We start from the raw sequence: 15,839 nt of genomic DNA, 5'->3' as shown, positions 1-15,839 counted from the left end.
CGGTTCCGGGCCCTCGGCCTGTCCGCGTACGGAGCCTGCGGACCTAGACCTGGTACGACACCCCGGGCATCGCCAGCTCCACCGCACCGGCGTACGCCGCCCGCGCGTCCGCCAGGTTGACCTGCGGGTCCGTCCAGGGCGGGATGTGGGTGAGGATCAGCCGGCGGGCGCCCGCGCGGGCCGCCGTCTCCCCCGCCTCGCGCCCGTTGAGGTGGAGGTCGGGGATGTTCTCCTTGCCGTCGGTGAACGCGGCCTCGCACAGGAACAGGTCGCTGTCCCGGGCCAGTTCGTCCAGCGACTCGCTCACTCCGGTGTCACCGGAGTACGTCAGCGTGCGGCCGCCGTGCTCGACGCGGATGCCGTACGCCTCGACGGGGTGGCGGACCTTCTCGGTGTGCACGGTGAACGGGCCGATCTGGTACGAGCCCGGCTTGACCGTGTGGAAGTCGAACACCTCGCTCATCGAGGAGGCGGTGGGGGTGTCCGCGTACGCGGTGGTCAGGCGCTGTTCCGTGCCCTCGGGTCCGTAGACGGGGATCGGATCGCAGCGGCCGCCGTCGTGGCGGTAGAAGCGCGCGACGAAGTACGCGCACATGTCGATGCAGTGGTCGGCGTGCAGATGGCTGAGGAAGATCGCGTCGAGGTCGTAGAGACCGCAGTGGCGCTGCAACTCGCCGAGGGCACCGTTGCCCATGTCGAGAAGCAGCCGGAAGCCGTCGGCCTCTACGAGGTAGCTCGAACAGGCCGATTCCGCGGACGGGAACGACCCCGAGCAGCCGACGACGGTGAGCTTCATAAGAGCTGGAACCTCCGCGCTGGCAGGAAAGCTGCACAAGGCAGAAACGGACGGGAACGGGGGTCGTGCGGTCCGTCGAGCGTAAGGCGCAAAAGGTCCGGTCGCTCCACCGCCAGGGGCCGTTGTGGGCGAACTCACCTGTGGTGTCACCGGTTCGGATGGACGTGGGGCGGGCGGGCCCCGGACACGGGGCGGTGACACACACGACCCGCCGGTACCGTCTTGGTATGGACACGTCGTGGTGGCTCGCCCTCGCGGCCGTCGTGCTGCTCGCGCTGGTCGCGTCGGTGGTCGACGGCTGGGGGCGCCGCGGGCACAGACCGCCGGGCCGCACCCGGCCGCTGGGCCGTCCGGGACCGCGCCGGCGCACGCCGCGGCCGCGGCCCGCCGAGATCTGGTGGGCGGACGTCCCCTTCGAGGACGGTCCCGGGACGAAGGACCGGCCCTGTCTGGTGCTGTCCGTGCGGGGCGGCCGGGCCACGGTCGCGAAGATCACCAGCAAGTTCCACGAGGAGCGGGCGGGCGTGATCCCGCTGCCGCCGGGCGCGGTGGGCGACGCGCGGGGCCGGCCCAGCTTCCTGGAGACGGACGAGCTGCGTGTCGTGCCCGTACGGGACTTCCGGCGGCGGGTGGGCGTCGTGGACCCGGCCCTCTGGGACCAGGTGCGCTACCTGGCCTAGTGACGGATACGACGGCGCACTCGCCGCCGTGACGGGTACGACGGCGCACTCGCCGCCGTGACGGGTACGACGGCGGCACTCGCCACCGTCGTACCCCCGGCTCCCGCCGAACGCGCCGGTGCTACGCCCAGAGCTGGCCGTGCAGGGTCTCGATGGCCTCTTCGGTGGTCGCGGCCGTGTAGACGCCGGTCGACAGGTACTTCCAGCCGCCGTCGGCGACGACGAAAACGATGTCGGCGCTCTCGCCCGCCTTGACCGCCTTGTTGCCCACGCCGATCGCGGCGTGCAGCGCCGCGCCCGTGGAGACGCCCGCGAAGATGCCCTCCTGCTGGAGCAGTTCACGGGTGCGGGTGACGGCGTCGGCCGAGCCGACGGAGAAGCGGGTGGTCAGGACCGAGGCGTCGTACAGCTCGGGCACGAAGCCCTCGTCCAGGTTGCGCAGGCCGTAGACCAGGTCGTCGTAGCGGGGCTCCGCGGCGACGATCCTGACGTCCGGCTTCTGCTCGCGCAGGTAGCGGCCGACGCCCATCAGGGTGCCGGTGGTCCCGAGGCCCGCGACGAAGTGGGTGACGGAGGGGAGGTCGGCGAGGATCTCCGGGCCGGTGGTCGCGTAGTGCGCGCCCGCGTTGTCCGGGTTGCCGTACTGGTAGAGCATCACCCAGTCCGGGTGCTCGGCCGAGAGCTCCTTGGCGACCCGCACGGCGGTGTTGGAGCCGCCGGCCGCCGGGGAGGAGATGATCTCGGCGCCCCACATGCCGAGCAGGTCGCGCCGCTCCTGCGAGGTGTTCTCGGGCATCACGCACACCATGCGGTAGCCCTTGAGCTTGGCGGCCATGGCCAGCGAGATGCCGGTGTTGCCCGAGGTCGGCTCCAGGATCGTGCAGCCGGGGGTGAGCCGGCCGTCCTTCTCCGCCTGCTCGATCATGTGCAGGGCGGGGCGGTCCTTGACCGAGCCGGTCGGATTGCGGTCCTCCAGCTTGGCCCAGATCCGCACGTCCTCGGACGGCGACAGCCGCGGCAGGCGCACCAGGGGGGTGTTGCCCACCGCGGCCAGCGGGGAGTCGTAGCGCATCCCGGATCAGGCCATTCCCGCCCGTCGCCCGGCCGCCACCCCGACCGGACGCGGCTCCGCCGCGGCTGAACCTCCTGCCACGGCCGGCAGGATCGTGACGTTGTCGCCGTCGTTCAGCTTGGAGTTGATGCCCTCGACGAAGCGGACGTCCTCGTCGTTGAGGTAGACGTTGACAAAGCGGCGCAGCTCGCCCCCGTCCACGATGCGTGCCTGGATGCCCGGGTGGCGGGTCTCAAGGTCGGCGAAGAGCTCGGCGAGGGTCTCCCCGTTGCCCTCGACGGCCTTCTGGCCGTCGGTGTAGGTGCGGAGGATGGTCGGGATGCGGACCTCGATGGCCATGATTGCGGGCTCCTGTCGGGAGGAAGTCAGAGTCGGACGGCGCGTGGCGGCGCGGGAACGCGTGGACGGTACGCGGTGGGACGCCGCGGCTCTACGGCCGTACGGCGGCAGGGGTCAGCACGGACAGAGGGCGCTGTTCAGCCTGCACAGGTCGACGTGCAGCCGCGCCACGAGCAGCGTGCCCGGCGTCTTCTCGCTCACGTCGTGGAAAACCATGCGCTCATCGTATCGATTCCCGGCCCTGGTCCCGGAATGCCGTCTCGTATGGTGGATGAATTCTGACCGCTATACGGAACCAGTCGTTATCGGCCGCGGAAACTCGGGGGATCAGTAGCTCTCCACCACCGTGACCTCCTCCTCCGTCACGACCCCGTCCACGATCCGGTAGGAGCGGAACTGGAAGGGGCCCGCGTCGTCGGTGTCGGCGGTGGAGACCAGCACGTAGTGGGCGCCGGGCTCGTTCGCGTACGAGATGTCGGTGCGCGAGGGGTAGGCCTCGGTCGCCGTGTGGGAGTGATAGATCACGACCGGTTCCTCGTCGCGGTCGTCCAGCTCGCGGTAGAGCTTGAGCAGATCGCCGGAGTCGAACTCGTAGAACGTGGGCGAGCGGGCGGCGTTCAGCATCGGGACGAAGCGCTCGGGGCGGTCGGTGCCCTCCGGGCCCGCGACGACGCCGCACGCCTCGTCGGGGTGGTCCTGGCGCGCGTGCGCGACGATCCGGTCCACCAGGTCCTGGGTGATGGTCAGCATGCCGGCCAGCATAAGCAGAAGGGCCGTCCCGTACCGAGGAGTGGTACGGGGCGGCCCGTATGCCGGACGCCGGGGCGGCGCCGGTGATCGCGCTAGCGCTTGAGGAAGGCCGCGCCCTGCGGGTTGCGGCTCCTGAGGACCAGGTAGGCGATGCCCAGCAGGAGCGCCCACAGGGGGGCGCAGTAGAGCGAGATGCGGGCGTCCTTGTCGATGCCCATGAAGACGATCACCATGGCGATGAAGGCCAGGGAGAAGATGCTGGCCCAGATGCCACCGGGGGCCCTGAAGGACGACTGGGGCAGCTCGCCGCGGTCGGCCTTGAGGCGGTAGCGGATCTGGCAGATCAGGATGACGATCCAGGCCCACATGCCGGAGATGGTGGCGAAGGAGACGACGTAGTTGAAGGCGTCGCCGGGCCACTGGTAGTTGATCCAGACGCCGACCATCATCAGCGCGGCCGAGACCGTGGTGCCGACCAGCGGGGTGCCGCTCTTGGTCAGCTTGGTGAAGAACTTGGGGCCCTGGCCGTTGAGCGCGAGGTCGCGCAGCATCCGGCCGGTGGAGTACATGCCGGAGTTGCAGGAGGACAGCGCCGCGGTCAGCACGACGAAGTTGACGATGCCCGCGCCGGCGGCGAGGCCCATCTTCTCGAAGGCCTCCACGAAGGGGCTGACGCCGGGCTGGAAGTTCGTCCACGGCACGACCGACAGGATCATGATCAGCGCGCCGACGTAGAAGACGGCGATGCGCCAGGGCACGGTGTTGATCGCCTTCGGCAGGACCGTCTTCGGGTCCTTGGACTCACCCGCGGTGACACCGACCAGCTCGACGGCGAGGAAGGCGAACATGACCATCTGGAGGGTCATCAGGGTGTTGCCGACGCCGTGCGGGAAGAAGCCGCCGTCGCTCCACAGATGGCTGACCGAGGCCGTGTCACCGGCGTCGGAGAAGCCCAGGGTGAGGATGCCGGCGCAGATCAGGATCATGCCGACGATCGCGGTGACCTTGACCATCGAGAACCAGAACTCGAGCTCGCCGAAGAGCTTCACCGAGATCAGGTTCACGCCGTACAGGATGACCGTGAAGACCAGCGCGGAGACCCACTGCGGGATGTCCCACCAGTACGTCATGTAGGTGGCGGCCGCGGTCACCTCGGTGATGCCGGTGACCACCCAGAAGAGCCAGTACGTCCAGCCGGTCACGAAGCCCGCGAAGGGGCCGATGAACTCGCGCGCGTACTCCGAGAAGGAGCCCGACACCGGGCGGTACATCAGCAGTTCGCCGAGCGCCCGCATGATGAAGAAGATCACCACGCCCGCGATCGCGTACGCGAGGATCAGACTGGGTCCGGCCTTGGCGATGCCCTTGCCCGCGCCGAGGAACAGGCCGGTGCCGATGGCGCCGCCGATGGCGATCATCTGGATCTGCCGGGCGCCGAGTCCGCGCTGGTAGCCCTCGCCGTCGTTCTCCGCCGCCGCGGTCTGCACGGCCCCATTGCCGTCGTAACTCTGGTCGACCTGCGGTGAGGTCATGGTGGTGCGCCTTTCTCCATGCCGATCCGTGCCGTCTCGTCGCGGCCTCGGATCGGGTCCCGATCCCCCCGGAAATGCTGGAGCTGTGCCTGGCCGGCGGTCCGCCGGCTCGGTGGCGCACCCGGTGCGACATGGATGGTGTCCCACCGGGCGGTCGTGAAGATTTATCACGGCCGTGACAATGATCCATCCGCTTGCACGTGACACATCACACAGACGAAGGTGGACAAAAGGCGAACCGCACCCCGAAGGGTGCGGTCGCGGTGACGCATTCGTTATTCGGAATTGAGCGTCCGCTGAGCGAACATCACGGCATCAGCGTCTCGACCAGGGTCTCCTGGAGTCCGCCCAGCCACAGATAGGCCAGCACCATCGGCTTGCGCGGGTCCTCGTCGGGGAGCCGGTAGAGCAGCTCGGTGTCCTCCTCGTCGACCAGGTCGAGCCGGGCGCCGATCGCGAGCCGCAGGTCGTTCAGGGCGCGCAGCCACTGCCCGGACTCCGCCGGGGACAGCTTGAGGACGGCGCCGCCGTCGCCGCCCGGGGTGAGCGCGTCCAGCGAGCGGATCACCGTCAGGGCGTTCTCGCGCTTGCCCGCGCGCAGGTCGTTCTCGGTGAAGCGGCGGAACTCGGCGGAGGACGAGCGCTGTTCGTCGGCCTGCTCGGGCGAGCCGGGGTCGTCGCCGGGGCCGCCGTAGGCGTCCGGGAAGAGACGCTGGAGCACCGGGTCGGTGGGCGGCTCGCTGGGCCCCTCGGCGAACAGCTCGGCGAGCGGGTCGTCGGGTGCGTCCTCGGCGGGTCCGGGACCGATGAGCTCCAGGAGCTGGACGGCGAGGGAGCGGATGATCGAGATCTCTACGTCGTCGAGGGCGACGGCCGCGCCGCCGCCCGGGAGCGGTTCGAAGTGTCCTGGCATCAGGTTGCGTCGCTACTTCCGGTCCTGCTGAAGGGTGGCCCACAGACCGTAGCCGTGCATGGCCTGGACATCGCGTTCCATCTCCTCGCGCGTCCCGCTGGAGACCACGGCCCGGCCCTTGTGGTGGACGTCCAGCATGAGCTTGGTGGCCTTGTCCTTGGAGTAGCCGAAGTACGTCTGGAAGACATACGTCACATAGCTCATGAGGTTGACCGGGTCGTTGTGGACGATCGTCACCCAAGGGACGTCGGGCTCGGGTACGGCGAAGACCTCCTCCGCCGACTCGGTCTTTTCGATCTCTAGGGGTGCGGGAGCCGTCACACCGACCATGCTGCCACCACGGAGGGGTACCCGGCCAAACGGACCCACAAATCGTCAGAGTGACGAGATGCGGGTACGATCCGGTGCCAAGCCGCAATCGTTCGTGAGGAGAGAGAGCAAGTGGACACAGCGGACCTCGGGCTGCCGGTGGACGTTCCCTCGACGGCACTCTTCACCGACCAGTACGAGCTGACCATGCTCCAGGCGGCCCTGGCGGGCGGTACGGCCGAGCGGCGCTCGGTCTTCGAGGTGTTCACCCGGCGGCTGCCGGACGGCCGGCGGTACGGCGTGGTGGCGGGCACCGGGCGGGTCCTGGACGCCGTCGAGAACTTCCGCTTCGACGCGGGCGTCCTGGGCTTCCTGCGGGCGAACAAGATCGTGGACGAGCCGACCCTCGAGTGGCTCGCCGGGTACCGCTTCGGCGGGGACATCTGGGGCTACCCCGAGGGCGAGGTGTACTTCCCGGGCTCGCCGGTGCTGCGGGTGGAGGGGTCCTTCGCGGAGTGCGTGCTCCTGGAGACCGTGATCCTGTCCATCCTCAACCACGACTCGGCGATCGCGGCGGCGGCGAGCCGGATGGCCGCCGCGGCGGGCGACCGGCCGCTGATCGAGATGGGCGCCCGGCGCACCCACGAGCTGGCCGCGGTGGCCGCCTCGCGCGCCGCGTACATCGGCGGCTTCGCGACCACCTCCGACCTGGCCGCGGGTTTCCGCTACGGCATCCCGACCGTGGGCACCTCCGCGCACGCCTTCACGCTGCTGCACGACCGGGAGCGCGATGCCTTCCGGGCCCAGGTCGACTCCCTCGGCCGGGGCACGACGCTGCTGGTGGACACGTACGACGTGGCCGAGGCGGTCCGCGCGGCGGTCGAGGTCGCCGGGCCCGAGCTGGGCGCGGTGCGCATCGACTCCGGCGACCTGCTGCTGGTCGCGCACCGGGTGCGGCAGCAGCTCGACGAGCTGGGCGCGACCGAGACGAAGATCGTGGTCACCTCCGATCTGGACGAGTACGCGATCGCCTCGCTGGCGGCGGCGCCGGTCGACGCGTACGGCGTCGGCACCCAGCTCGTGACCGGCTCGGGGCACCCGACCTCGTCGATGGTCTACAAGCTGGTCGCGCGGGCCGGGTCCGCCGACCCGAAGGCCCCGCTGGAGCCGGTCGCCAAGAAGTCCTCCGGCGGCAAGATGTCCGTGGGCGGCCGCAAGTGGGCGGCGCGGCGGCTGGACGAGTACGGCATCGCGGAGGCCGAGGTGATCGGCACCGGGGCGGTGCCGCCGGAGCTCGCCGAGCGCCGGCTCCTGGTCGAGTTGGTCAAGGGCGGCCAGGTCATAGCCCGCGAGTCCCTGGACGTCGTCCGCGACCGGCACGCCGCCGCCCGCGCGAGCCTGCCGCTGTCCGCCACCCAGCTCTCCCGCGGCGAACCGGTCCTGCCGACCGAGTACGTCTGAGAGCCTGTGTCATCTCCCCGGCCCGGGCGCCGGTCCGGCCACACGAGTGTGCGGTGCGTGGGGCACGTGTGACGCGGCGGGCGGGAATGAACCGGCGGGGGCGGGGAATGCAGGCGGCAGCGCCACCGCGCACCCGTCGCAGAAGCCGGAGCCGAATGCACCCTCCCGGACCGCACCCGAAGTCCCTAGGCTCGATGCAGTGACCTGCGCCCGCAGGACCGCCCCACGACGCCCGCGCCGCACCCCTGGCGGCGGGCCCGCCGGGGCGGGCCGCGGTGCAGCACCGGCCGGGCCCCGCACCCTTTCCACGAATCCCTGCCAGATCGAAGGACACCGACCATGCGCCGCGCCTTGATCGTCGTAGACGTGCAGAACGACTTCTGCGAAGGCGGCAGCCTCGCGGTGGCCGGGGGTGCCGACGTGGCCGCCGCGATCACCGAGCTGATCGGCCAGGCACCCGCCGGCTACCGCCACGTCGTCGCCACCCGTGACCTCCACATCGCACCCGGCGGCCACTTCGCCGACAACCCCGACTACGTCCGCTCCTGGCCCGCGCACTGCGTGGCGGGCACCGAGGGCGTGGGCTTCCACCCGAACTTCGCACCGGCCGTCGCCTCCGGCGCCGTGGAGGCGGTGTTCGACAAGGGCGCCTACGCCGCCGCGTACAGCGGCTTCGAGGGCGCCGACGAGAACGGCGTCGCGCTGGGCGACTGGCTCAGGTCCCGCGAGATCGACGAGGTCGACATCGTGGGCATCGCCACCGACCACTGCGTGCGGGCCACCGCCCTGGACGCGGTCCGGGAGGGCTTCCGCACGCACGTGCTGCTCGACCTCACCGCCGGGGTGGCCGAGGAGACCACCCAGCGGGCGCTGGAGGAGCTGGTCGAGGCCGGCGTGGAGACCACGGGCAAGCCCGTGGTCTGACGGACGGACGGCGCCCGGGAGCGCCTGGAACAGCGCCTAGGAGGTCGCCGGGCGTCTGAGCAGGGCGCGGATCGGCTGCCACAGCTCCAGGGCCAGCTCGGGTCCGCGTACGCCGCCATCGGGCGCCGTGCGCCATATCAGGCCGTCGGGATGGTGCAGGACCGCGGTGATCTCGTCCGGGGTCGGCGGCGCGCTGTTGCCGCGCAGGTACACCGCGCGCATCCCCAGGTTGCGCAGCCGGGTCAGGGCCCGGGCGCGGTTGTGGGCGAGCACCAGGACGCGTACGCCCCCGCCGCTCGAGCCCGCCGGACCCGTCGGGCTGGGCAGATTGAGCGCCACCACGACGCTGCCGTTCGGCAGCTTGCAGAAACCTCCCGCGGCCATGTGATCACACCTCCGCAGAAACGAGTGTCAATAAGTAAGCCACAGGTGGCACCTAAACACGATCGGCCGCGACCCGCCAGGGGGTCACGGCCGATCATGCTTTGACCTGCGTAAACGCTATTTACTTCTTCGAAGCGCCGACCTCGACCGTGATCGTCGAGCCGTCCTTGGGCTCCTTGAGGATCGTGATCTTGGTGTTGGTGTCAGTTACCTGGACGCTGCCGAGCGGGTTCGCCGGGTCGTAGTACGAGCCCTTGCGGTCGTCGAAGACGGAGACGCCCTTCTGCGACTTGATCTTCAGGGCGACGTCCGCGTTGTGCAGCGTGAACGCGTCGGTCGGCCGGGTGCTGAAGGTCGAGTCGAAGGTCTGGATCTTGTTGCGGATCACCGTGCCGTCGGCCCACTTCAGCGCCTTGGCGTGCGCGTCGACCGGCAGGATCAGACCCGTGCCCGGGTGGACGCTGGTGTTGTTGTCCGCCTGCGAGGTGTCCCACTTCCAGATCAGCAGACCGTTCTGGTACGGGTAGTGCTCCACCCAGTTGGGACGGGTCGTCGAGAACCCGAAGTTGTACGGGCCGACCTTCAGGGTCTTGTCGTACGACACGTACTGGCGGTTCTCGGCGAGGTAGTACTGCGCGTAGTCCTTGGTGAAGGACGCGCCGATGCGGGAGAAGCCGGTGGCCGTCCAGGCGGTGTCCGCGCTCTCCGCGTCGTCGGCGAAGACGGCGGAGCCGTCCGCGGTCACCGTGATCTCGTCGGCCGCGAAGCCCTTCTGCGCCACGCCGCCGTCGGTGGAGTAGCGGAAGCGCAGGTCGATCTTCTGGCCCGCGTAGGCGTCGAGCGGGAACGACAGCTTCTCGTACGCGTCCACGGTGCCGGTCAGCGCGGGCTTGTCGCTGCCGTCGCGCGGGATGGCGGCGCCGTCGGCGGTACCGTCCACGGCGGTCCAGGTGGACCCGCCGTCGGTGGAGACCTCGGTGTAGAGGTAGTCGTAGCCGTCCTCGATGTCCCACCAGCCGTCGAGGCTGAGGGTCGCCGCGGACTTGCCGGTCAGGTCGACGGACCGGGTCAGGGTGTTCCTGAGGTCGTCACCGCTGCCGCTCCACCACTGGGTGGAGCCCTGCGCCGGGGTGACCACCTCGGTGGTGACCTCCTTGTCGGGCAGCGAGACCACCAGCGCCTGCTTGTCCTTGGTGTTGTACTCGGCGACGCCCAGCTTGTGCTTGGACCTGGTGGCCGCCTCGGCCGTGTCGTAGTTCAGCCAGCCGAGCTGGAGCTTGTCCCAGGCGTTCATGTCGCCCGGCAGGTCGCCGATGGCCTCCTTGCCGGTGCCGAGCCAGGAACCGGCCGACATCAGCGTCCAGAAGCCGGTGCCGTTCTCGCCGCCGCCGGAGGTGTCGTACTCGTCCGGCAGGCCCAGGTCGTGGCCGTACTCGTGGGCGAAGACGCCGAGTCCGCCGTTCTCCGGCTGGATGGTGTAGTCGCCGACCCAGATGCCGGTGTCGCCGATCTGGGTGCCGCCGAGCAGGTTGCCCGCCGGGCCCGTGGCGCCCGCGTCGGTGCCGAAGGCGTACCAGCGGTGCGCCCAGATCGCGTCCTCGCCCTGGGCGCCGCCGCCCGCGGACTCGTCCTCGCCGGCGTGCACGATCTGGAAGTGGTCGATGTAGCCGTCGGGCTCGTTGAAGTCGCCGTCGCCGTCGTAGTCGTAGCGGTCCCACTGGTCGTACTGGGCCAGGTCCGCCTTGATGTCGGCGTCGGACGCGCCGCCCGCCTTCCGGTCGGCGACCCACGCGGTCACGCCGTCGGCGACGGCGTTCCAGGCGCAGGTGTCGGGCACGCACTTGTTGGAGCCGTAACGGGCCTCGTTGTAGGGCACCTTGACCCAGTCCGAGACCTCGCCCTCGACCGAGTAGCGGCCCGAGGACTGCTTCTCGTAGTACTTCTTCAGCGACTCGGTGTTCTTGCCGGTGCCGAAGTACAGGTCCTGGAAATGCGCCTGGTTGTAGTCGGCCTGCCAGGCGGTGCTGTTGTCCGTCTTCCGGTCGGGCGCGGCTATCTCGTTGTGCAGCGGGCCCGCGGTGCCGCCGTACCGGCTGTCCACCTGGTCACCGAACTCGACCAGGATGGTGAAGATTTTGTCCGTCTTCTCCCGGCCCAGTTCCACGTACTTGCTCTTGTTGAGCTTCACGACCTGGGAGCCGTCGCGGTCCTTGACCGACGCCTTGCCCGACAGGACGCGGTCCAGCGCTTCCTTGCGCTGCGCCTCCTGGGTCTTGCTCAGCGGGCCGTCGAGGTCGTGTTCGACCTTCGTCCTGGCCGGCTGCGGGTCGTGGCGGTCCACGGACGCGGACGACGGTGTGTCGGCGGCCTGTGCCACGGCGAACGTAGAGAACGTGGCGGTGGCCGCCGCGAGGGCGACGCCCACCGCGGCCGCTCTGAACGTCCAGGGTCTGCTGGTCACTTGAGGTTCCTCCCCAGCGCGCGTGCGCGCGGAGAGGTCGGGGGTCCTGGCCATGGGAGGTCCGCGCGCCGTGTACGCGTTGCAAGTGACGACATTCGACCGGAGTTGCCAGCGAAAAGACAGACCTTGACTTGAACACACCAAGTGCATTATGCGAAGTGAACGTCCGGTATACGGACGGCGGCAGGGGCGGCTCCGGGTCGCCCAACGGGCGCAGCGCACCGTCCAGTTGGCGGACTCCATGACTCCGTGCGCCCCTCATGCACCTGCACCGTGGGTGAGGTCACGCTTACCGGACGTTCCCCTCGGGCATCCAGCGGAATAGAGTTGATTGGCAGAACGCCGGTGGGTCGGCGGAAAGCCAAGCCGACACCGTTGTCTCACCCCCAAATCTTCATCCGCAACCTCCCCCATGCGAGAGGCACCGGGGGGAGACCCCCATCCGAGGACACGATTGCCATGCCTCGTCCGACTGCCAGGCCACGTCCGACCGCACTGCACCGTCCGACCGCCGCACAGTTCGCCTACGGCTCCTGCACCGTGATCTTCTCGACGCTCGCCATGCTGCTGCTCTCCGAGACGACCTCGGGCCTGGGCGTCGTGGTGATCGTCCTCGCCGCACTGCTGCTGGGGCTGCTCGTCGCGCTGACCGTTCCGCTGCCGAAGCCGGAGCCCGTCGCCGCGGAGTCCCCGGAGCCGGAGCGGGTCCCGGCGCACCGGGCGACGGCGTCCGTGGGCTCAGCCGAGCCGGCCCGCGGACCGGCGGGCCGGTAGGAGCAACGGGACCCCGCCTCGGGTCCCGGCCCGCCGCCGCCGGGAGACGGCCTCAGCGGGTCTCGACCACCACCGTCCTGGCCGCCTTGTCGTGCAGGCCCTGCTTGTAGGGCCGGTCGAAGAAGCTCCAGCCGCCCGAGACCGCCGTCCAGATGCAGGCGCAGCAGAAGGCGAACGGGACCCAGAGCACGGCCGCGCGCACCAGCGCCGTCTGCACGGAGGGCGTCGACCCGTTGTCGAGGTTGGCCACCCGCTGGTGGAACAGCCTCTTGCCGAGGGTCTGCCCGGTCCTGCTGATCATGACGGTGTCGTACGCGATGTAGAGCACGGCGGCCAGGATCTCCTGTCCGAAGGACTTGCCGTACTCGATGTCCGCGGTGTCCACCGTGTACTGCATGAACCCGAACGCCCAGGACAGCAGCCAGGTCACCACGCCCACGACGACCATGTCGACGATCCGGGCGAGCACCCGCCGGCCACTGCGGCCCAGCGGCGGCATCCCCGCCGGCGGGCCGTTCCCACCACCCCCGAACGGATCACCGCCGTACGGACCGCCGCCGTACGGAGCCCCGCCGTACGGATTCCCGCCGTACGGGCCGCCCGGCGGGGGTGTCCCGTACGGGGAGCCCGGCGGGGGATCGTACGGCGAGCCGCCGCCCTGACCGGGCGGGGGCTGCTGCTTCCTGAACGGATCGTCGTCCGGGGACCGACCGGAGCCGGCGGGCGGTTCGGTGCTCATGGCCCGAGTCGACCCCGAACCCCCCGCGCGCGCATGTCACGCGGGGCCGTCCGGGCGACGACGAGGGCTACGCGGCGACGAAGGTGTGCGCCGCCTTGTCGTGCCAGCACTGGTGCCACGGGCGGTCGAACAGGCACCAGGCGACGCCGACGATCCCGATGACCAGGACGCCGGGGATGCTGTAGACGAGCCAGCGGCGCAGGGCCAGCGAGAAGGCGGGCGGTTCGTGGCCCTCGATGTCGCGCACCTGGATGCCGCAGAGCTTCTTGCCCAGGGTGCGGCCCCACTTGGAGGTCGGCAGCGCCTCGTACAGGACGCCGAAGAGCAGCAGGACGGCGAGGACGATGCCGAGGCAGGTGGCGGTGGTGCCGTCCAGCAGCCAGACGGTGACGGTCTCACCGGACAGCTTCGCCGCGTCGATCTTGTCCTGGACGTGGCCGATCGCCTTGGTGCCCAGCGGTACGGCGGCGGCGCCGGTGACGGCGGCCAGCACGACCGTGTCCACCAGCCGCGCGGCCAGCCGCCTGCCGAGACCGGCGGGGCGCGCCGCCGCCTGGGCCCGTGCGGCGGCCTGGAAGACGTCGTCGACGGGCGGCTTCCAGGGCGCGACGGGCTGACCCTCGCCCGCTGCGGCTCCCGCTCCCGCTCCCGCTCCCGCGAGCTGGTGCACCTGCTGGGCCCAGGACGGCTGGCCGCCGCCCGCGCCCGAACTCATCGGCATCGGCAGCGGGGCACCGGCCACCGGCGGGACCGGGGCGGACGGCTGCTGCGGGACCGGGGCGGGGGCAGGGGCCGACCCGGCGACGGGGCCCGGCTGCGGGGCCGGGGCGGGCGCGGGCGGAGGAGCGGGCGCGGGCTGAGGGGCGGGGACGGGTGCGGACCGGGGAGCGGTTGCGGGCTGCGGGGCGGCGGCCGGGGTCGCCGTGCCCGCCGCCCGGGCCTCGCCCTGCCGCGGCGTGCGCTGGGCCGGCGTACGGAAGGTCATGGTGCCCTCGGCGGCCGGGCCGCGGCTGCCGGGGACGCCGGGGGAGCCGTCGGCGGCGGGACCCGCGGAGGGCGCCGCCGCTGCCGCTGCCTGCGCCTGGGCCTGCGCCTGGGCCGAAGATGCCGCCGGTGCCGACGATGCCGCCGCGCCCGTGCCCGCCCCGCTCCGCCCGTCCGCGCGGTCGTCCCTGGAGCCGGGGGTGCCCGTGGCGCCGGACGCCGGCGAACCGGCCCCCGCGGGACCGGACTTCGGGGCGTCCGTCACCGGGCGCCGGAACACGACCGTGCCGCCCGGGGCGGGGGGCTCGGCCGGGTCGGCGGGCGGGATCGGCGTGGTGCCGTCCGTACGGGCGGACCTGCCGTCGGGCCGGGCGGGCGCGTCGCCGGGCTCCGCCGCGTGCGGCACCCGCGGGTCCGCGCCCTGCGGCGCGCCCCACGAGATCCGGCGGTCCTGGTCGCCGCCGAAGCCGCCCTGCCGTGACCGGTCGGCGCCCCAGGCGGAAGCGGGCTCGGGCCTGCTGCCGTGCTGGGCCTCGGCCGGGTCCACCGGGCGTGCGCCGGCGGCCGGTTCGGGGTCCTCGTCGAAGAAGTGCGGGCCGGTCTCCTCGGCGGGAGCGGGTGCCGGGGCGGGCACGGACGCGGGGCGTGCGCCGGGCGGCGGTGCGAGGGGGACGCCGTCGGTCGGCGCCGGGCGGCTCGTACCCGGTACCCAGGAGGCACCGTTCCAGTACCGGACATATCCAGGAATGGAGGGGTCCGGGTAATACCCTTCGCGGGGCCTGTCGTCACCGGGGGCCGGGGTTGGGGCGCTCATGTCCGTCTGCCCGTATCTGCTCGGGGGTCTTTTTAGGGCTCCACATCTATCAGACCGGCGCGTGCGTCACTGGCGCTCCCGCCGTACCCACCCCTTCGGGGCGGGGTTCCCTCACCATTCCCGACCGTCCCGGGACACCTATGGCGACCGTCGCGGGAGCGGCCGGGAAGAAAAAGCGCCGGATCCGCGTAATGCCCGCGGCGCCACGCGCTCTCCACCCGTACGGGCCCGTCCGCAGGGCCCGTACGGGAGAGGAAAGGGCATCGACATGCACACCGTGGTGGAACGCGAACTGGAAGTGAATCTCGTCCTGTCGCCCGAGCGCAGCGTCCCGGTCCCGGCCCGGCTGACCTATCGCACCGACGATCCGTACGCCGTCCGTGTCACCTTCCACGTCGGTTCCGACCACCCCGTCGACTGGACGTTCGCCCGCGAGCTGCTCGTGGAGGGGGTGTTCAGGCCGTGCGGGCACGGGGACGTACGGGTGTGGCCGACGAAGGTCGGGGGGCGCGCCGTCGTGCTGATGGCGCTGAGTTCGCCCGACGGGGACGCCCTCCTGGAAGCACCGGCGGCGCAGGTGTCCGCCTGGCTGGAGCGCACCCTGCGGGCGGTGCCGCCGGGTGCCGAGGCCGAACAGCTCGGCATCGACGACGGTCTCGCCGATCTGCTGGCCCGGTCTCCGGGCCCCTCGCCGAAACGATCGGCCTCTCCCCCGGGCACCCGGCTCCGCACCCACCCGAGCGAGTCCCAGAAGAACCGGAGGGACCAGAAGAACCGGAGGGACCAGGAGGGCCGGAGGGACCAGGAGGGCCGGGACGGCGGCGCCGTCCCGGCCCCCGACGACCTGTGGCTGAACGACCCCTGGCCGTCGGACGAGTCGGAGGGCGGGGACGGGGGCGAGGAACAG

General features: G+C 71.2%; 16 protein-coding genes and 1 pseudogene. 5 read left to right on the top strand and 12 right to left on the bottom strand.

Annotated elements, in window-relative coordinates:
* Nucleotides 1-43 precede the first annotated feature (43 nt).
* Entirely contained in the window at nucleotides 44-796 is a 753-nt protein-coding gene (locus ACFV6E_RS09655) for an MBL fold metallo-hydrolase (protein WP_385163735.1), read from the bottom strand.
* Between the two features lie 227 nt (nucleotides 797-1,023).
* Here ACFV6E_RS09655 and ACFV6E_RS09650 point away from each other — a divergent pair, with 227 nt between their 5' ends.
* Nucleotides 1,024-1,476: a type II toxin-antitoxin system PemK/MazF family toxin gene (locus tag ACFV6E_RS09650; RefSeq protein ID WP_385163738.1), complete on the top strand. Its 453-nt coding sequence runs from the start codon at nucleotides 1,024-1,026 to the stop codon at nucleotides 1,474-1,476.
* 121 nt (nucleotides 1,477-1,597) lie between these two features.
* Here ACFV6E_RS09650 and ACFV6E_RS09645 read toward each other — a convergent pair whose 3' ends face one another.
* The 7 genes from ACFV6E_RS09645 to clpS form a co-directional block, all read right to left on the bottom strand.
* Nucleotides 1,598-2,548, bottom strand: a complete 951-nt coding sequence (locus ACFV6E_RS09645) for a PLP-dependent cysteine synthase family protein (RefSeq protein WP_385163740.1) — start codon at nucleotides 2,546-2,548, stop codon at nucleotides 1,598-1,600.
* Nucleotides 2,549-2,554: 6 nt separating this feature from the next.
* Entirely contained in the window at nucleotides 2,555-2,887 is a 333-nt protein-coding gene (locus tag ACFV6E_RS09640; protein WP_385163743.1) for a MoaD/ThiS family protein, read from the bottom strand.
* A gap of 114 nt (nucleotides 2,888-3,001) precedes the next feature.
* Entirely contained in the window at nucleotides 3,002-3,103 is a 102-nt protein-coding gene (locus tag ACFV6E_RS09635; protein ID WP_385163746.1) for a putative leader peptide, read from the bottom strand.
* A gap of 111 nt (nucleotides 3,104-3,214) precedes the next feature.
* Nucleotides 3,215-3,637: a Mov34/MPN/PAD-1 family protein gene (locus ACFV6E_RS09630; protein WP_385163749.1), complete on the bottom strand. Its 423-nt coding sequence runs from the start codon at nucleotides 3,635-3,637 to the stop codon at nucleotides 3,215-3,217.
* 92 nt (nucleotides 3,638-3,729) lie between these two features.
* Nucleotides 3,730-5,169: an amino acid permease gene (locus tag ACFV6E_RS09625; protein ID WP_385163751.1), complete on the bottom strand. Its 1,440-nt coding sequence runs from the start codon at nucleotides 5,167-5,169 to the stop codon at nucleotides 3,730-3,732.
* 307 nt (nucleotides 5,170-5,476) lie between these two features.
* Entirely contained in the window at nucleotides 5,477-6,082 is a 606-nt protein-coding gene (locus ACFV6E_RS09620) for a DUF2017 domain-containing protein (RefSeq protein ID WP_385163753.1), read from the bottom strand.
* Between the two features lie 12 nt (nucleotides 6,083-6,094).
* Complete coding sequence (gene clpS / locus ACFV6E_RS09615; protein WP_385163756.1) at nucleotides 6,095-6,412, bottom strand: ATP-dependent Clp protease adapter ClpS; 318 nt, start codon at nucleotides 6,410-6,412, stop codon at nucleotides 6,095-6,097.
* A gap of 111 nt (nucleotides 6,413-6,523) precedes the next feature.
* Here clpS and ACFV6E_RS09610 point away from each other — a divergent pair, with 111 nt between their 5' ends.
* A complete protein-coding gene (locus ACFV6E_RS09610) occupies nucleotides 6,524-7,852 on the top strand; it encodes a nicotinate phosphoribosyltransferase (RefSeq protein WP_385460263.1) in 1,329 nt (442 codons plus the stop codon).
* A gap of 339 nt (nucleotides 7,853-8,191) precedes the next feature.
* Nucleotides 8,192-8,776 carry an isochorismatase family protein gene (locus ACFV6E_RS09605; protein WP_385163762.1) on the top strand — a complete coding sequence of 195 codons (585 nt, stop codon included), beginning with the start codon at nucleotides 8,192-8,194 and terminating at the stop codon, nucleotides 8,774-8,776.
* Nucleotides 8,777-8,812: 36 nt separating this feature from the next.
* On the opposite strand, the gene ACFV6E_RS09600 is transcribed toward ACFV6E_RS09605, so the two are convergent.
* On the bottom strand, nucleotides 8,813-9,160 hold the full coding sequence (locus ACFV6E_RS09600) for a hypothetical protein (protein ID WP_385163764.1): 348 nt from the start codon (nucleotides 9,158-9,160) through the stop codon (nucleotides 8,813-8,815).
* A 121-nt stretch (nucleotides 9,161-9,281) separates the two neighbouring features.
* A complete protein-coding gene (locus ACFV6E_RS09595; RefSeq protein ID WP_385460261.1) occupies nucleotides 9,282-11,621 on the bottom strand; it encodes an immune inhibitor A domain-containing protein in 2,340 nt (779 codons plus the stop codon).
* A 459-nt stretch (nucleotides 11,622-12,080) separates the two neighbouring features.
* On the opposite strand from ACFV6E_RS09595, the gene ACFV6E_RS09590 reads away from it, so the two are divergent.
* Nucleotides 12,081-12,395, top strand: coding sequence for a hypothetical protein (locus ACFV6E_RS09590; protein ID WP_385163769.1), 315 nt, complete (start codon nucleotides 12,081-12,083; stop codon nucleotides 12,393-12,395).
* A gap of 52 nt (nucleotides 12,396-12,447) precedes the next feature.
* On the opposite strand, the gene ACFV6E_RS09585 is transcribed toward ACFV6E_RS09590, so the two are convergent.
* Both ACFV6E_RS09585 and ACFV6E_RS09580 read right to left on the bottom strand, forming a co-directional pair.
* Nucleotides 12,448-13,134 carry an RDD family protein gene (locus ACFV6E_RS09585; protein WP_385163772.1) on the bottom strand — a complete coding sequence of 229 codons (687 nt, stop codon included), beginning with the start codon at nucleotides 13,132-13,134 and terminating at the stop codon, nucleotides 12,448-12,450.
* Nucleotides 13,135-13,201: 67 nt separating this feature from the next.
* Complete coding sequence (locus ACFV6E_RS09580) at nucleotides 13,202-14,932, bottom strand: RDD family protein (protein ID WP_385163775.1); 1,731 nt, start codon at nucleotides 14,930-14,932, stop codon at nucleotides 13,202-13,204.
* A gap of 268 nt (nucleotides 14,933-15,200) precedes the next feature.
* Between ACFV6E_RS09580 and ACFV6E_RS09575 the strand changes: the two are divergent.
* A pseudogene (locus tag ACFV6E_RS09575) lies at nucleotides 15,201-15,617 on the top strand (SsgA family sporulation/cell division regulator); the annotation flags it as partial.
* Between the last annotated feature and the right edge of the window lie 222 nt (nucleotides 15,618-15,839).

The sequence above is a fragment of the Streptomyces sp. NPDC059785 genome, assembly GCF_042732375.1.
GTDB lineage: Bacteria > Actinomycetota > Actinomycetes > Streptomycetales > Streptomycetaceae > Streptomyces.
The sequence above is the reverse complement of the archived record's forward strand: the minus strand, read 5'-3'. Positions and strand labels throughout refer to the sequence as shown.

Excerpts from the sequence above, each read along its gene's own strand:
- ACFV6E_RS09655 (WP_385163735.1), bottom strand. The coding sequence starts at position 796 with ATGAAGCTCACCGTCGTCGGCTGCTCGGGGTCGTTCCCGTCCGCGGAA.
- ACFV6E_RS09650 (WP_385163738.1), top strand. The coding sequence starts at position 1,024 with ATGGACACGTCGTGGTGGCTCGCCCTCGCGGCCGTCGTGCTGCTCGCG.
- ACFV6E_RS09645 (WP_385163740.1), bottom strand. The coding sequence starts at position 2,548 with ATGCGCTACGACTCCCCGCTGGCCGCGGTGGGCAACACCCCCCTGGTG.
- ACFV6E_RS09640 (WP_385163743.1), bottom strand. The coding sequence starts at position 2,887 with ATGGCCATCGAGGTCCGCATCCCGACCATCCTCCGCACCTACACCGAC.
- ACFV6E_RS09635 (WP_385163746.1), bottom strand. The coding sequence starts at position 3,103 with ATGGTTTTCCACGACGTGAGCGAGAAGACGCCGGGCACGCTGCTCGTG.
- ACFV6E_RS09630 (WP_385163749.1), bottom strand. The coding sequence starts at position 3,637 with ATGCTGACCATCACCCAGGACCTGGTGGACCGGATCGTCGCGCACGCG.
- ACFV6E_RS09625 (WP_385163751.1), bottom strand. The coding sequence starts at position 5,169 with ATGACCTCACCGCAGGTCGACCAGAGTTACGACGGCAATGGGGCCGTG.
- ACFV6E_RS09620 (WP_385163753.1), bottom strand. The coding sequence starts at position 6,082 with ATGCCAGGACACTTCGAACCGCTCCCGGGCGGCGGCGCGGCCGTCGCC.
- clpS (WP_385163756.1), bottom strand. The coding sequence starts at position 6,412 with ATGGTCGGTGTGACGGCTCCCGCACCCCTAGAGATCGAAAAGACCGAG.
- ACFV6E_RS09605 (WP_385163762.1), top strand. The coding sequence starts at position 8,192 with ATGCGCCGCGCCTTGATCGTCGTAGACGTGCAGAACGACTTCTGCGAA.
- ACFV6E_RS09600 (WP_385163764.1), bottom strand. The coding sequence starts at position 9,160 with ATGGCCGCGGGAGGTTTCTGCAAGCTGCCGAACGGCAGCGTCGTGGTG.
- ACFV6E_RS09590 (WP_385163769.1), top strand. The coding sequence starts at position 12,081 with ATGCCTCGTCCGACTGCCAGGCCACGTCCGACCGCACTGCACCGTCCG.
- ACFV6E_RS09585 (WP_385163772.1), bottom strand. The coding sequence starts at position 13,134 with ATGAGCACCGAACCGCCCGCCGGCTCCGGTCGGTCCCCGGACGACGAT.
- ACFV6E_RS09580 (WP_385163775.1), bottom strand. The coding sequence starts at position 14,932 with ATGAGCGCCCCAACCCCGGCCCCCGGTGACGACAGGCCCCGCGAAGGG.